Annotated in this window: 14 protein-coding genes and 1 pseudogene; 6 read left to right on the top strand and 9 right to left on the bottom strand. The window is 59.2% G+C overall.

The window, feature by feature from the left end; genetic code table 11:
- Nucleotides 1-100 precede the first annotated feature (100 nt).
- The gene (locus tag MMG91_RS27890; protein WP_007934608.1) at nucleotides 101-880 is read right to left on the bottom strand and encodes an exodeoxyribonuclease III; all 780 of its coding nucleotides are present in this window, start codon (nucleotides 878-880) and stop codon (nucleotides 101-103) included.
- Between the two features lie 82 nt (nucleotides 881-962).
- Between MMG91_RS27890 and pyrE the strand changes: the two genes are divergently transcribed.
- A complete protein-coding gene (pyrE, locus tag MMG91_RS27885) occupies nucleotides 963-1,607 on the top strand; it encodes an orotate phosphoribosyltransferase (protein WP_007894680.1) in 645 nt (214 codons plus the stop codon).
- 194 nt (nucleotides 1,608-1,801) lie between these two features.
- On the opposite strand, the gene MMG91_RS27880 is transcribed toward pyrE, so the two are convergent.
- From MMG91_RS27880 to coaBC, 6 genes and pseudogenes are all read right to left on the bottom strand, one after another.
- On the bottom strand, nucleotides 1,802-2,059 hold the full coding sequence (locus tag MMG91_RS27880) for a hypothetical protein (protein WP_310661345.1): 258 nt from the start codon (nucleotides 2,057-2,059) through the stop codon (nucleotides 1,802-1,804).
- A gap of 202 nt (nucleotides 2,060-2,261) precedes the next feature.
- Nucleotides 2,262-3,167, bottom strand: a complete 906-nt coding sequence (gene argB / locus MMG91_RS27875) for an acetylglutamate kinase (protein WP_007894690.1) — start codon at nucleotides 3,165-3,167, stop codon at nucleotides 2,262-2,264.
- Between the two features lie 25 nt (nucleotides 3,168-3,192).
- Nucleotides 3,193-4,569: pseudogene (locus tag MMG91_RS27870) on the bottom strand (phosphomannomutase/phosphoglucomutase); the annotation flags it as partial.
- A gap of 17 nt (nucleotides 4,570-4,586) precedes the next feature.
- The gene (locus MMG91_RS27865; RefSeq protein WP_310661344.1) at nucleotides 4,587-4,787 is read right to left on the bottom strand and encodes a hypothetical protein; all 201 of its coding nucleotides are present in this window, start codon (nucleotides 4,785-4,787) and stop codon (nucleotides 4,587-4,589) included.
- A gap of 65 nt (nucleotides 4,788-4,852) precedes the next feature.
- A complete protein-coding gene (dut, locus tag MMG91_RS27860) occupies nucleotides 4,853-5,308 on the bottom strand; it encodes a dUTP diphosphatase (RefSeq protein ID WP_007894692.1) in 456 nt (151 codons plus the stop codon).
- 5 nt (nucleotides 5,309-5,313) lie between these two features.
- Nucleotides 5,314-6,522 carry a bifunctional phosphopantothenoylcysteine decarboxylase/phosphopantothenate--cysteine ligase CoaBC gene (coaBC, locus tag MMG91_RS27855; protein WP_305449878.1) on the bottom strand — a complete coding sequence of 403 codons (1,209 nt, stop codon included), beginning with the start codon at nucleotides 6,520-6,522 and terminating at the stop codon, nucleotides 5,314-5,316.
- 136 nt (nucleotides 6,523-6,658) lie between these two features.
- Between coaBC and radC the strand changes: the two genes are divergently transcribed.
- Nucleotides 6,659-7,333: a RadC family protein gene (radC, locus tag MMG91_RS27850; RefSeq protein ID WP_305503828.1), complete on the top strand. Its 675-nt coding sequence runs from the start codon at nucleotides 6,659-6,661 to the stop codon at nucleotides 7,331-7,333.
- 137 nt (nucleotides 7,334-7,470) lie between these two features.
- On the opposite strand, the gene MMG91_RS27845 is transcribed toward radC, so the two are convergent.
- A complete protein-coding gene (locus MMG91_RS27845) occupies nucleotides 7,471-9,057 on the bottom strand; it encodes an ABC transporter substrate-binding protein (protein WP_310661343.1) in 1,587 nt (528 codons plus the stop codon).
- 445 nt (nucleotides 9,058-9,502) lie between these two features.
- Between MMG91_RS27845 and rpmB the strand changes: the two genes are divergently transcribed.
- Both rpmB and rpmG read left to right on the top strand, forming a co-directional pair.
- Nucleotides 9,503-9,736 carry a 50S ribosomal protein L28 gene (rpmB, locus tag MMG91_RS27840; RefSeq protein ID WP_007894701.1) on the top strand — a complete coding sequence of 78 codons (234 nt, stop codon included), beginning with the start codon at nucleotides 9,503-9,505 and terminating at the stop codon, nucleotides 9,734-9,736.
- Between the two features lie 11 nt (nucleotides 9,737-9,747).
- Nucleotides 9,748-9,903: a 50S ribosomal protein L33 gene (gene rpmG / locus MMG91_RS27835; protein ID WP_007894709.1), complete on the top strand. Its 156-nt coding sequence runs from the start codon at nucleotides 9,748-9,750 to the stop codon at nucleotides 9,901-9,903.
- A gap of 188 nt (nucleotides 9,904-10,091) precedes the next feature.
- On the opposite strand, the gene MMG91_RS27830 is transcribed toward rpmG, so the two are convergent.
- On the bottom strand, nucleotides 10,092-10,454 hold the full coding sequence (locus MMG91_RS27830; protein ID WP_038980750.1) for a cupin domain-containing protein: 363 nt from the start codon (nucleotides 10,452-10,454) through the stop codon (nucleotides 10,092-10,094).
- 227 nt (nucleotides 10,455-10,681) lie between these two features.
- Here MMG91_RS27830 and MMG91_RS27825 point away from each other — a divergent pair, with 227 nt between their 5' ends.
- Nucleotides 10,682-12,175: an aldehyde dehydrogenase gene (locus MMG91_RS27825; RefSeq protein WP_310661342.1), complete on the top strand. Its 1,494-nt coding sequence runs from the start codon at nucleotides 10,682-10,684 to the stop codon at nucleotides 12,173-12,175.
- A gap of 184 nt (nucleotides 12,176-12,359) precedes the next feature.
- Nucleotides 12,360-13,505 (top strand): MFS transporter, encoded by a 1,146-nt coding sequence (locus MMG91_RS27820; protein WP_310661341.1) that lies wholly within the window; start codon nucleotides 12,360-12,362, stop codon nucleotides 13,503-13,505.
- Nucleotides 13,506-13,523: the final 18 nt, after the last annotated feature.

The raw sequence follows: 13,523 nt of genomic DNA, 5'->3' as shown, positions 1-13,523 counted from the left end.
GCCCTCGCAGGGTGTGGGGGTGACCATCTCATTAATGCCCGTATCGCAAGATACGGGCATTTTCGTCAACCGGGTCAGCAGGTTTTCGTGTCAGCGAAACCTAGATCGTCAGCGTCCAGTCGTAGTCTACGATCAGCGGGGCGTGCTGCGAGAACCGTGGCTGACGTGGCAGGCGTGCGCTGCGTACGAAGCGGCGCAGGCCTGGGGTCAGCAACTGGTAGTCGAAACGCCAGCCCAGGTTAAGCATCTCGGCCTGTTCGTTGTCCGGCCACCAGCTGTACTGGTCGCCTTCACGGCTGACTTCGCGCAGGGCATCGACATAACCCATGTTGCCGACAATCTCGTCCATCCAGGCACGCTCAGGTGCCAGGAAGCCCGGGGATTGCTGGCTGTCGCGCCAGTTCTTGATATCCAGCTTCTGTTGCGCCACGTACAGCGAGCCACAATAAATGTACTCGCGACGTTTGCGTCGCTGTTTATCCAGATAACGGGCGAAGTCGTCCATTAGCTTGAACTTCTGGTTCAAGTCTTCATCGCCATTCTGCCCCGAAGGGAGCAGCAAGGTCGCGATGCTGACCTTGTCGAAATCGGCTTGCAGGTAACGCCCGTAGCGGTCGGCCGTCTCGAAGCCGAGACCGCTGATGACTGCCTTCGGTTGCAACCGCGAGTACAAAGCCACGCCACCTTGGGCGGGAACTTCAGCTTCGCAGGCATAAAGGAAGTAGCCATCCAGTTGGAAGGCTGGATCGTCCAGTTCAAAGGCGGAGGCGCGGGTGTCCTGCAGGCAGATGACGTCGGCATTCTGTGCTTGCAGCCAACTGAGCAAACCACGCTCGACTGCAGCCTGAATCCCATTGACGTTCACACTGATGATCCGCATAAGTGGCCCCAAAAATCGCGTGCGGGTATGATACACGGCGTCTACCTAATTAGCTAAATCCGTGGTATTTGGGGTTTTTTTCATGCAAGCGTATCAGCGCGACTTCATTCGTTTTGCCATTGATCGTGGCGTTTTGCGCTTCGGTGAGTTCACCCTGAAGTCCGGGCGCACCAGTCCTTACTTCTTCAATGCCGGCCTTTTCAACTCCGGTTCTGCCCTGGCGCAGCTGGGGCGTTTCTACGCGGCAGCCATCGTCGAGAGCGGTATTTCGTTCGATGTGCTGTTCGGCCCGGCTTACAAAGGCATCCCGTTGGCGGCGACTACCGCCGTGGCGCTGGCCGAACATCATGGCCGAGATCTGCCATGGTGCTTCAACCGCAAGGAAGCCAAGGCCCACGGCGAAGGCGGCAGCCTGGTTGGCGCGCCATTGACCGGCGACGTGCTGATCATCGACGACGTGATTACCGCAGGCACGGCGATCCGCGAGGTGATGCAGATCATCGCTTCCCAGGACGGCGCCAAAGCCGCGGGCGTATTGATCGCCCTGAATCGTCAGGAGCGTGGCAACGGCGAATTGTCGGCCATCCAGGAAGTGGAGCGTGACTTCGGCATCCCGGTGATCAGCATTGTTTCGCTGAACCAGGTTCTCGAGTTCCTGGCGGACGATCCCCAGCTCAAGCAACACCTGCCGGCAGTTGAAGCCTACCGCGCCCAATTCGGCGTCTGACCATAACCCCTGTGAGTGCTGCGCACTCATGCGGGAGCAAGCTCCCTCGCCACACAAGGTGGATTGTCACAGGGATCGAAAGCAAAAAAAGACCCCGCTCAGCCAGTCTGAGCGGGGTCTTTTTTGTCAGCGCAGTCTTAATGACGTCTGGGCGTCGATCGTGAACGAGATCTACATGGCTCAGTCCGTCAGGATTATTTTTTGCTGGTGCTGAGTGTCTCGGCCTTTTTGATCCCCACGGGTTTATTGGCTTTCTCTGGGTACGGATCAATAGCGGCATCGCCCTGACCTGTAAGAGTTTTCCAGCCATGACGGGTGTGTGGGGTTTTCCGGATTTGCGGGCACGGCGGCATCGAGGTCTTGGCCTGGTTCGAGTACTCATGACCGCAATCGACGCAGGCATGGGTGCCAGGTGAAACATCACTGCCATAGGGGACATAGTCTTTTTGCATGGGGTAATTCTCCTGTGGGTACGGGGAGATCCTATGCAGATTGCTTCCTTCGCGATGTCGGATGTTTCGCTTAGTCAGGTCAGGCGTTTCCTGCGCGCATAAAAAAGATCGCAGACTTCGTCAGCGCCTACAGGGTTTTCGTACATCCGAAAATCCGCCGTTCCAGGAGCTGCCGAAGGCTGCGATCTTTTTAAGGTTTGAATCAGTGACGCTTGCGATTGCTGATCAAAGTGCCCACACCGGTATCGGTGAAGATTTCCAGCAGAATCGCGTTCGGCACCCGACCATCGATGATCAACGAGCTGCCCACGCCGCCTTGTACCGCTTCCAGAGCGCAGCGAATCTTCGGCAGCATGCCGCCGTAGATAGTCCCGTCGGCGATCAGGTCGTCGACCTGTTGAGTCGTCAGGCCGGTCAGAACCGTGCCCGACTTGTCCATCAGGCCGGCGATATTGGTTAGCAGCATCAGCTTTTCAGCCTTCAGCGCTTCGGCCACTTTACCGGCCACCAGATCGGCGTTGATGTTGTATGACTCGCCGTTGGCGCCGACGCCGATTGGCGCGATCACCGGAATGAAATCGCCTTTGACCAGCAGGTTCAGCAGGTCGGTGTTGATGCCGACCACTTCGCCCACATGGCCAATATCGATGATTTCCGGCTGGGTCATTTCCGGCGTCTGACGGGTAACAGTGAGTTTTTTCGCGCGAATCAGCTCGGCGTCTTTACCGGTCAGGCCGATGGCGCTGCCGCCATGACGGTTGATCAGGTTGACGATGTCCTTGTTGACCTGGCCGCCGAGAACCATTTCCACCACGTCCATGGTCTGCGCGTCAGTCACGCGCATGCCATCGATGAAGTGGCTCTCGATCGACAGACGCTTGAGCAGGTCGCCGATTTGCGGGCCGCCACCGTGAACTACCACCGGGTTAATGCCCACGGCTTTCATCAGCACGATGTCGCGGGCGAAGCCGGTTTTCAGCTCCTCGCTTTCCATCGCGTTGCCGCCGTATTTGATCACCAGCGTCTTGCCGACATAGCGGCGAATGTAAGGCAGCGCTTCGGACAGGACCTTGGCGGTGTTGGCGGCGGCTTCGCGTTCGAGGGTCATTCAGGGCTCCGGGTGCTTCAAAAGATCAAAACGGTAATTGGAGATCAGGTGCAACGCGTTTCAGCTGGACGTGGAACACATCCTTGATGCGCTGCAATTCAGCCTCGTCATCGGCCTCGAAGCGCAGCACCAGCACCGGTGTGGTGTTGGAGGCGCGAACCAGGCCCCAGCCTTTGGCATAGTCGACACGCACGCCGTCAATGGTGGTCAGGTCGGCGCCTTCACCCCATTGCGCATCGTGCAGTGCATCAATGATGCTGAATTTGCTCTCTTCGGTCACATGGATATTGATCTCTGGCGTAGAAATATCGTTCGGGAAGGTCGCGAATAGCTCTTCCGCGGTGGATTTTTCCTTGCTGAGGATCTCCAGCAGCCGCGCGGCGGCATAGATACCGTCGTCGAAACCGAACCAGCGTTCCTTGAAGAAGATGTGCCCGCTCATTTCGCCGGCCAACAGGGCGCCGGATTGTTTCATTTTCTTTTTGATCAGCGAGTGACCTGTTTTCCACATCAGTGGACGACCGCCGTATTCCTTGATCAGCGGAATCAGGCGACGGGTGCATTTGACGTCGAAGATGATTTCCGCGTTCGGGTTGCGCGCCACGACGTCGCGGGCGAACAGCATCAACAGGCGATCAGGGAAGACGATGCTGCCGGTGTTGGTGACGACACCTACACGGTCACCGTCGCCGTCGAAAGCCAGCCCCAGGTCGGCGTTGGTTTCCTTGACCTTGGCGATCAGGTCGACCAGGTTTTCAGGCTTGCCCGGGTCCGGATGGTGATTCGGGAAGTTGCCATCGACTTCGCAGAACAGCGGGATGACTTCGCAGTTCAGGGCTTCGATCAGCTGCGGGGCGATCACACCGGCCGCGCCGTTGCCGCAATCGACCACCACTTTCAGGCGGCGGGCGAGTTTGATGTCCTGGACGATTTCAGTGTTGTAGCGGTCGAGGATCTCGACCTTGGTGATGCTGCCCTTGCCGCTGCTCAGGTTGTTGGTCTTGAGGCGTTCGTGCAGGGCCTGGATCTGTTCGTTGGCCAGCGTGTCGCCGGCAATGACGATCTTGAAGCCGTTGTAGTTCGACGGGTTGTGGCTGCCAGTGAGCATTACGCCGGATTTGCCGGCCAGTACGTTGGCGGCGTAATACAGCGCAGGGGTTGGCACCAGGCCGACGTCGCTGACGTGGCAACCGCTGTCGGCCAGGCCTTTGATCAGTTGCTCGACCAGTTCCGGGCCGGACAGGCGACCGTCGCGGCCGACGGATACGTTGGGTTCGTTCTGGGCCAGGCTCTGGGAGCCGATGGCGCGACCAAGCCAATAAGCGGTTTCAGCGTTCAAGAATTCCGGCACGGTGCCGCGAATGTCGTAGGCGCGGAAGATGCTGTCGGGGAACTTGGGTGCGACTTGGGCTTGGGTGCTCATCTGTAGGAATGCTCCATTTTGAAAGTGGCTGGTCCTGTCGGCGAAAAACTCGCCGGCAGGCTCAAACTGAAGGGTATGACGGTGTTTTCCACCGAGAGTTCGTGGTGTGAAAAGGCCATGCCATCAGCATCGGCGAGCAATTGGCCGGCCAATGCCTTGATTTTCAGTGGTAAACCTTCCAGATGACGACTGTGCAATTTTCATCCTTAAAATGCAGAGGGCAGGTCAGGTCGGGCAGGGCTCCCAGCCTGAATGCCGATGATCAGTGGCTGCCCGAATGGCCGAAACCGCCAGTGCCGCGCTGGGTTTCGACGAACTCTTCGACCATTTCAAAATGCGCTTGAACCACCGGTACCAGCACCAATTGGGCCAGGCGTTCGCCTACCACCATGTTGAAATCGGTCTGGCCACGGTTCCAGCACGACACCATCAGCGGGCCTTGGTAATCGGAGTCGATCAAACCGACCAGATTGCCCAGCACGATGCCGTGTTTATGGCCCAGGCCGGAGCGCGGCAGAATCAAGGCCGCCAGGCCCGGATCGCCGATGTACACCGACAGGCCAGTCGGAATCAGCAGGGTTTCGCCCGGCTTGATGACGGTGTCTTTTTCCAGCATGGCGCGCAGGTCGAGGCCGGCGGAACCAGGCGTGGCGTACTGTGGCAGCGGGAATTCGGTACCAATGCGTGGGTCGAGGATCTTGGCTTGCAAAGCGTGCATGTAAATTAAACCTGGTTCAGACGATCGGCGATAAAAGTGATCAGCTGGCGAGCGATTTTGCTCTTGCTGGTCTGGGCGAAAAGCGTGGCGTGCAGCTCGCGGTCAATCACGCTGCAGGCGTTTTCTTCGCTGTTGAAGCCAATGCTCGGGTTCGCGACGTCGTTGGCGACAATCAGATCGAGGTTCTTGTCTTTCAACTTGCGGGCAGCGTAATCGAGCAGGTGTTCGGTTTCGGCGGCGAAGCCGACACTGAACGGACGGTCGGGACGGGTGGCGATGGTGGCCAGGATGTCTGGGTTGCGGACCATCTGTAGCAACAAGCCGTCGCCGTTCGTAGGGTCTTTCTTGAGTTTCTGTGGGGCGACGACTTCCGGACGGTAGTCCGCGACCGCAGCAGAGGCGATGAACAGGTCGCAAGGGATCGCCGCTTCGCAGGCCGCGAGCATGTCGCGGGCACTGACCACATCGATGCGCGTGACACGATCCGGGGTCGGCAGGTGCACGGGACCTGTGATGAGGGTCACGCGGGCGCCGGCTTCTACCGCAGCTTCGGCCAGGGCGAAGCCCATTTTCCCGGAGCTGTGGTTGGTGATGTAGCGTACCGGGTCGATGTTTTCCTGGGTCGGGCCGGCGGTGATCAGCACGTGTTTACCGGTCAGCGCCTGGCGCTGGAAGCAATCTGCCGCGCACTGGACTAGGTCGGTGGCTTCGAGCATGCGGCCCATGCCGACGTCGCCGCAGGCCTGGCTGCCGGAGGCTGGGCCGAAGACCTTGAGGTCACGGCTTTCGAGGGTTTGCAGGTTCGCCTGGGTCGCCGGGTCGCGCCACATGGCCTGGTTCATCGCCGGGGCGACCGCGACCACTGCGTCGGTGGCCAGCACCAGCGTGGTCAGCAGGTCGTCGGCAATGCCTTGGGCCAGACGGGCGATCAGGTCCGCGGTGGCGGGAGCGATCAGCACCAGGTCGGCCCATTTGGCCAGCTCGATGTGGCCCATCGCGGCTTCGGCCGCCGGGTCCAGCAAATCGAGATGGACCGGATGCCCGGACAACGCCTGCATGGTCAGCGGGGTAATGAATTCGCTGCCACCACGGGTCATGACTACGCGCACTTCGGCGCCCTGGTCGATCAGGCGGCGAACCAGCTCGGCGCTCTTGTAGGCAGCAATGCCGCCGCCGACGCCCAGAACGATGCGTTTCCGATACAGCCGCTGCATAGGTCTGCCTTTCATTTCGTTGATGACTGCTTGGCGATACCCCCTCCCCAGGGATGAATTCGCCAGCAAAAAAGATGGGCTACGATATCACAGCGACCGCTACGGAACAGCGGCGCCCACATTCCAGGGAGGTGTTATGAGTATTCGCGATTGGCCGGCGGCGGAGCGGCCGCGGGAGAGGTTACTGGAGTTGGGCTCGGCGAGCCTTTCGGATGCCGAACTGCTGGCGATTTTTTTACGAACCGGCGTGTCCGGCAAAAGCGCGGTGGATCTGGCGCGACATCTGCTGAATCAGTTTGGTAGCCTGCGTTCACTGCTCGAGGCCGATCAGGCAGCGTTCAGCAGGCAGTTGGGGCTCGGGCCAGCGAAATTCGCTCAGTTGCAAGCGGCGCAGGAAATGGGCAGGCGGCATTTGGCCGAACGTGCTCGCCAAAAAACGGCGCTGGAAAATCCGCAGGCGGTTCGTGATTATCTGAAGTCGATGCTCCGACACGAGCCGCACGAGGTGTTCGGCTGTCTGTTTTTGGATTCCAAACATCAAGTGCTGACCTTTGAAGCGTTGTTTCGTGGCTCGATCGACAGCACGAGTGTCCATCCACGGCAGGTGGTCAAGCGTGCCTTGGCCCACAATGCTGCCGCACTGATCCTCTGCCACAACCATCCGTCGGGTAACACCAACCCCAGTCAAGCCGATCGAGTGCTGACCAAGCGCCTGCAAGAGGCGCTGGACCTGATCGATGTGCGGGTACTCGACCATTTCATTGTCGGTGACGGCGATCCGCTGTCCATGGCCGAGTATGGGTGGATGTGAGCGAGGGATACAGAGCTAAGTAAGTCCCTGTGGGAGCGGGCTTGCCCGCGATGGCGTCGGCAAATTCAACATAGTTGTCGCCGGAAAGTCCGCTATCGCGGGCAAGCCCGCTTCCACAGGTTTTGTGTCGGCGCTGATTACTTGAGGTTGACCTTCGAGTAGTCCTGTCGGCCGAACGGACTGACCTGATAGCCCTGCACATCCTTACGTGTCAGCGCAAAGGCCGTTGGGTGAGCCAGCGGCAGCCACAACGCCTGTTGCTGGATCTGCGTCTGGGCCTGCTCGTAGAGCTTGGTGCGTACACCTTGCTCGCCAGTGGTCTTGCCGGCGCTGATCAGTTTATCCAGGTCCGGGTTGCAGTAGCGGGCGAAGTTGGTGCCGGATTTGAGCCCCGCGCAGGAAAACTGCGGCGTGAGGAAGTTGTCCGGGTCGCCGTTGTCGCCGGCCCAGCCCATGAACAGCAGGTCATGCTCGCCGGCCTTGGCGCGGCGAATCAGCTCGCCCCACTCGATCACGCGAATCTCGGCCTGAATGCCGATTTCCGCCAGATCAGACTGAAGCAATTGTGCGCTGAGGCTCGGATTGGGGTTCAGCAGGCTGCCGGAAGGGCGGGTCCAGATAGTGGTCTGGAAGCCACTCTTGAGCCCGGCCTTGGCCATCAATGCACGGGCCTTTTCGACGTCATGCGGGTAGCCCGGCAAGCCTTTGGCGTAGCTCCAGGTGTTGGGCGGATACGGACCGTTGGCGGGTTCGGCGGTGTCTTCGAACACGGCTTTGACGTAGTTGGCCTTGTCGAACGCGAGATTGATCGCCTGGCGTACTTCAGGCTTATCCAGCGGCGGATGCTGGCTGTTGATACCAACGAAGGCGGTCATGAAGGCGTCAGTCTTTTCGACTTTCAGGGTCGGCTCTTTCAGCGCGGCCTGTACGTCCAGCGGTTTGGGCGACAGGGCGATCTGGCACTCGTTGCGGCGCAATTTCTGCAAGCGCACGTTGGCGTCCGGAGTGATGGCGAAGATCAGCGGGTCTACCGATGGCTTGCCACGGAAGTAATCCGGGTTGGCCTTGTAGCGAATCGAGGCGTCTTTCTGGAAGCGCGTGAAGATGAACGGGCCGCTGCCGATCGGCTGGTTGTTGAGTTTTTCCGGGGTGCCGGCCTTCAGCAGTTTGTCCGCGTACTCGGCCGAATAGATCGAGGCGAAACCCATGCTCAGGGTGGGCAGGAAAGTCGAGTCCGGGTGATCGAGGGTGAAGCGGATGGTAAGCGGGTCCAATGCGTCGATCTTCTTGATCAGCGCCGGTAACTGCATCGACTGGGCGTGCGGGAAGCCGCTCTGTGCGACTTTGTGCCATGGGTTCGCCGGGTCGAGCATGCGGTCGAAGCTGAACTTCACGTCTTCGGCGGTCAGGTCACGCGTCGGGTTGAAGTATTCAGTGCGGTGAAATTTCACCTGCGGGTGCAATTTGAAGACGTAGGTCAGGCCGTCGGGCGTGACTTCCCAGCTGTCCGCCAGGCTGGCGACCACTTTGCCGCTGGCCGTGTCGAAGTCCACCAGGCGGTCCATCAGCACATCGGCCGAGGCGTTGGTGGTGGTGAGCGAATTGTATTGCACCACGTCGAACCCCTCCGGGCTGGCTTCAGTGCAGACGCTCAGGGCAGCGGCATGGGCCAGGGGGCTCAGTAGAAGCGGGGCGAGCAGCAGCGGTAGGGCAGCGAGGCGCATGGTCGGATTCCTTTACAGATCGAAGGCCCATCTGCAAGTGCAGTCTGGAAAAGGCTTACCCTAGTGGGCTCTTTTGCAAATGACTATCCCCTTTTTCGTTTTAAGGGGAGTATGGGCGATTGTTTTCGGTGAGTGGCGGTTGAGGAAACCCTGAATTGGCCCGTTAGCTGATTCTCTACGACGAGCGGTCGTTCTCGGGCACAGCCTTTATCCAAGGCACTCGGCGCCCGCAAAACCGGGTTTTTATCAACTCAATGCACACCGGTTGTTGTTGCTCTCTAGTCTTTCTGGTATAAAGCAGCGCTCTTTTCTAGGGGCCCGGTTCCTTCACTGTAGGTGTAGCCGGTAAGACCTCTAAAGAAACGCGGCGCCTGGCGCCAAATGACTGAGAGATTAAGCGGCCAACCCATGCCGGGTTGGGCATGTGGTTTTAGAGGGCTGAGGCATGTCGAGAGTCTGTCAAGTTACCGGTAAGGGTCCGGTGACTGGGAATAACATTTCCCACGCAAACAACAAAACCCGTCGTCGTTTCCTGCCGAACCTGCAGCATCACCGCTTCTGGGTTGAAGAAGAGAAACGTTTCGTGCGTCTGCGCGTATCTGCCAAAGGCATGCGTATCATCGACAAGCGTGGCATCACTGTCGTGCTGGCCGAAATCCGCAAAGCTGGCAAGATCTAAGGGAGCTAATCATGCGTGAATTGATTCGTTTGATTTCGAGCGCCGGTACTGGTCACTTCTACACTACCGACAAGAACAAGCGCACTACTCCGGACAAAATCGAGATCAAGAAATTTGATCCGGTTGTTCGCAAGCACGTGATCTACAAAGAAGGCAAAATCAAGTAATTGATTTTTCTCTCTTACGAAAAAGGCCTGTATCGCGAGATACGGGCCTTTTTTGTTGCCTGTGGGTTTTGTGTTGTCTGTCAGGGCGTCATCGCGGGCAAGCCCGCTCCCACAGGTTTTGTGGTCGACACAGGTCCCTGTGGGAGCGGGCTTGCCCGCGATGGGGCCGGTTCAAACAGCGCAAGTTTTCAGGCCTTCTGTTCAAACACCACGTAAATCTTGCGGCACGGCTCCAGTACTTCCCAGGTGCCTTTGAAACCGGCCGGAATCACGAAGCGATCGCCCACGCGCAGGGTCTTGGCGTTGCCATCGCCGTCGCGCAGCACTGAAACCCCCTGAACGATTTCGCAGTATTCGTGCTCGGTGTAGTTCACTAGCCACTGGCCGACTTCGCCTTCCCAAACACCTGCACTCATCTGGCCACACGGGCTGTTGTAATGGTTGTACACCGCTTGCTCGGGGTCGCCCTTGAGGACTTTCGCCGGGTCGGGCCGATAACGATCGGGCTGGGTGTTGGCCTGGCTGAAATCGACGATATCCTGAATGCTCATGCTGGTATTCCCCCGTGATTGCGCTGGAAAATTGAAAGTCTATGTTTATTAAAATGAACATCGCAAGGCCGTTTGCCAGCCTTGTGTCAAATATATTGAAACTTCACCGGCCGCTGGTTTAGGGTAACGGTTGCCTTGAGCCGAAAAGCAGGCTGGCCGGGCAGAATTCCTGACAGCACCCGCATAGAACGCGGGGCACTCGTATTCAATAAGAGGAGGACACTCGAATGACCACCCTGACTCGTGCCGACTGGGAACAACGGGCTCGCGATCTGAAGATCGAAGGCCGCGCTTATATCAATGGCGAATACACCGATGCTGTCTCCGGTGAGACCTTCGAGTGCATCAGCCCGGTCGATGGCCGTCTGCTGGGCAAGATTGCCAGCTGTGACGCCGCCGACGCCCAGCGTGCCGTGGACAACGCCCGCGCCACTTTCAATTCCGGCGCCTGGTCGCGCCTGGCACCGACCAAACGCAAAGCCACCATGATTCGTTTTGCCGGCCTGCTGAAGCAGCACGCCGAAGAGCTGGCCCTGCTCGAAACCCTCGACATGGGCAAGCCAATCAGCGATTCCCTGTACATCGACGTTCCCGGCGCGGCGCAAGCCCTGAGCTGGAGCGGTGAAGCCATCGACAAGATCTACGACGAAGTCGCTGCTACGCCGCACGATCAACTGGGTCTGGTGACTCGCGAGCCGGTCGGCGTGGTCGGTGCGATCGTGCCGTGGAACTTCCCGTTGATGATGGCCTGCTGGAAACTCGGTCCGGCGCTGTCTACCGGTAACTCGGTGATCCTCAAGCCTTCCGAAAAGTCGCCGCTGACGGCCATTCGCATTGCAGCGCTGGCCGTTGAAGCCGGCATCCCGAAAGGTGTGCTGAACGTGCTGCCGGGTTACGGTCACACCGTCGGCAAGGCCCTGGCCCTGCACAACGACGTCGACACCCTGGTGTTCACCGGTTCGACCAAGATTGCCAAGCAACTGCTGATCTACTCCGGCGAATCGAACATGAAGCGAGTCTGGCTCGAAGCCGGCGGCAAGAGCCCGAACATCGTGTTCGCCGATGCGCCGGACCTGCAAGCTGCTGCTGAATCGGCTGCCGGCGCCATTGCCTTCAACCAGGGCGAAGTCTGCACCGCCGGTTCGCGCCTGCTGGTCGAGCGTTCGATCAAGGACAAATTCCTGCCGCTGGTGATCGAGGCCCTGAAAACCTGGAAGCCGGGCAACCCGCTGGACCCGGCAACCAATGTCGGTGCGTTGGTGGATACCCAGCAGATGAACACTGTGCTGTCCTACATTGAGTCCGGTCACACCGATGGCGCCAAACTGGTGGTGGGCGGCAAGCGCATTCTTCAGGAAACCGGTGGCACTTACGTTGAGCCGACGATTTTCGATGGCGTGAGCAACGCGATGAAAATTGCTCAGGAAGAAATCTTCGGTCCGGTGTTGTCGGTCATCACCTTCGACAGCGCTGAAGAAGCCATCCAGATCGCCAACGATACGCCTTACGGCTTGGCCGCTGCAGTCTGGACCGCCGACATCTCCAAGGCTCACCTGACCGCCAAGGCTTTGCGTGCCGGTAGCGTGTGGGTCAATCAATACGATGGTGGCGACATGACCGCACCGTTCGGTGGCTTCAAACAATCCGGCAACGGTCGCGACAAATCGCTGCACGCGTTCGACAAGTACACCGAACTGAAGGCGACCTGGATCAAGTTGTAAGTCAGTGAAGGAGCCCGATTGAACATCGGGCTCCTGAAGGACACAGATCCTCTGTGGGAGCGGGCTTGCCCGCGATAGCAATCTGACAGCCAACCTCGATGTTGAATGTTAAGACGCCATCGCGGGCAAGCCCGCTCCCACACTGTTTTGCGCTGCACATAAAATATCCACAGGAGCGTGGAACATGCGTTGGGCGACTTATTTCGCCGTTTTGGCGTCTGTCTTGAGTGTCGGCCTGGCCTTGGGTGTCAGCATGCCGTTGGTCTCGCTGCGTCTGGAAGGCTGGGGTTACGGCTCGTTCGCGATCGGCGTGATGGCGGCAATGCCGGCCATCGGCGTACTGCTGGGGGCGAAAATCTCCAGCCACCTTGCGGCCCGTCTGGGCACAGCCAATCTGATGCGCTTGTGTCTGTGGGCCGGGGCGGTGTCCATCGGTTTGCTGGCCGTGTGGCCGAGTTACCCGGTCTGGCTGGTGTTGCGGTTGATGATCGGGGTGATCCTGACCCTCGTCTTCATCCTCGGTGAAAGCTGGATCAACCAACTGGTGGTCGAGCAATGGCGTGGTCGGCTGGTGGCGTTGTATGGCAGTAGCTATGCGCTGAGTCAGCTGGCCGGGCCGTTACTGTTGGGGGGGTTGGGCACCGAGCACGATTACGGCTTCTGGGTCGGCGTCGGTTTGCTGATGACGTCACCGTTCCTGCTGCTGGGCCGCGGTGGCGCACCCACCAGCGAAGCCTGCAGCGTAACCCTCGGTGACTTGTTGACCTTCTGCCGCGGCTTGCCGGCGATTGCCTGGGCGGTGTCGCTGTTCGCTGCGTTCGAAGCGATGATCCTGACCTTGCTGCCGGTCTACTGCCTACGTCAGGGCTTCACCACGGAAATCGCCTTGGCGATGGTCAGTACAGTGGTGGTGGGTGATGCCTTGCTGCAATTGCCGATTGGCGCCCTGGCTGATCGCTTGTCGCGGCGTACGTTATTCACCGGCTGTGCGATGCTCTTGTTGCTGTCGAGCCTGGCGATTCCATTGCTGATCGACACGCTACTGATCTGGCCGCTGTGGGTGTTGTTTGGCGCCAGTGCCGGCGGTTTGTTCACCTTGTCGCTGATCCTGATCGGCGAGCGTTATCGCGACGATGCGCTGGTGCGGGCCAATGCCCATATCGCACAGCTATGGGGAATTGGTTGCCTGATCGGGCCCTTGGCGGCCGGTGCCGGAAGCCAGTGGATCAGCGGGCATGCCCTGCCGTTGCTGATGGCTGCGGGCGCATTGGGGCTGGTGATTCTGGTGTCGAGGCAAGGGGCGTTTGGCACGGTTGCTGAACCGGCCTGAGCGCTGCACAGAGCGGAT

The organism is Pseudomonas sp. JL3, from assembly GCF_031570575.1.
GTDB lineage: Bacteria > Pseudomonadota > Gammaproteobacteria > Pseudomonadales > Pseudomonadaceae > Aquipseudomonas > Aquipseudomonas cucumis.
Note: the sequence above shows the minus strand (reverse complement) of the source record. Positions and strands in the feature narration are given on the sequence as shown.

Excerpts from the sequence above, each read along its gene's own strand:
- MMG91_RS27890 (WP_007934608.1), bottom strand. The coding sequence starts at position 880 with ATGCGGATCATCAGTGTGAACGTCAATGGGATTCAGGCTGCAGTCGAG.
- pyrE (WP_007894680.1), top strand. The coding sequence starts at position 963 with ATGCAAGCGTATCAGCGCGACTTCATTCGTTTTGCCATTGATCGTGGC.
- MMG91_RS27880 (WP_310661345.1), bottom strand. The coding sequence starts at position 2,059 with ATGCAAAAAGACTATGTCCCCTATGGCAGTGATGTTTCACCTGGCACC.
- argB (WP_007894690.1), bottom strand. The coding sequence starts at position 3,167 with ATGACCCTCGAACGCGAAGCCGCCGCCAACACCGCCAAGGTCCTGTCC.
- dut (WP_007894692.1), bottom strand. The coding sequence starts at position 5,308 with ATGCACGCTTTGCAAGCCAAGATCCTCGACCCACGCATTGGTACCGAA.
- coaBC (WP_305449878.1), bottom strand. The coding sequence starts at position 6,522 with ATGCAGCGGCTGTATCGGAAACGCATCGTTCTGGGCGTCGGCGGCGGC.
- radC (WP_305503828.1), top strand. The coding sequence starts at position 6,659 with ATGAGTATTCGCGATTGGCCGGCGGCGGAGCGGCCGCGGGAGAGGTTA.
- MMG91_RS27845 (WP_310661343.1), bottom strand. The coding sequence starts at position 9,057 with ATGCGCCTCGCTGCCCTACCGCTGCTGCTCGCCCCGCTTCTACTGAGC.
- rpmB (WP_007894701.1), top strand. The coding sequence starts at position 9,503 with ATGTCGAGAGTCTGTCAAGTTACCGGTAAGGGTCCGGTGACTGGGAAT.
- rpmG (WP_007894709.1), top strand. The coding sequence starts at position 9,748 with ATGCGTGAATTGATTCGTTTGATTTCGAGCGCCGGTACTGGTCACTTC.
- MMG91_RS27830 (WP_038980750.1), bottom strand. The coding sequence starts at position 10,454 with ATGAGCATTCAGGATATCGTCGATTTCAGCCAGGCCAACACCCAGCCC.
- MMG91_RS27825 (WP_310661342.1), top strand. The coding sequence starts at position 10,682 with ATGACCACCCTGACTCGTGCCGACTGGGAACAACGGGCTCGCGATCTG.
- MMG91_RS27820 (WP_310661341.1), top strand. The coding sequence starts at position 12,360 with ATGCGTTGGGCGACTTATTTCGCCGTTTTGGCGTCTGTCTTGAGTGTC.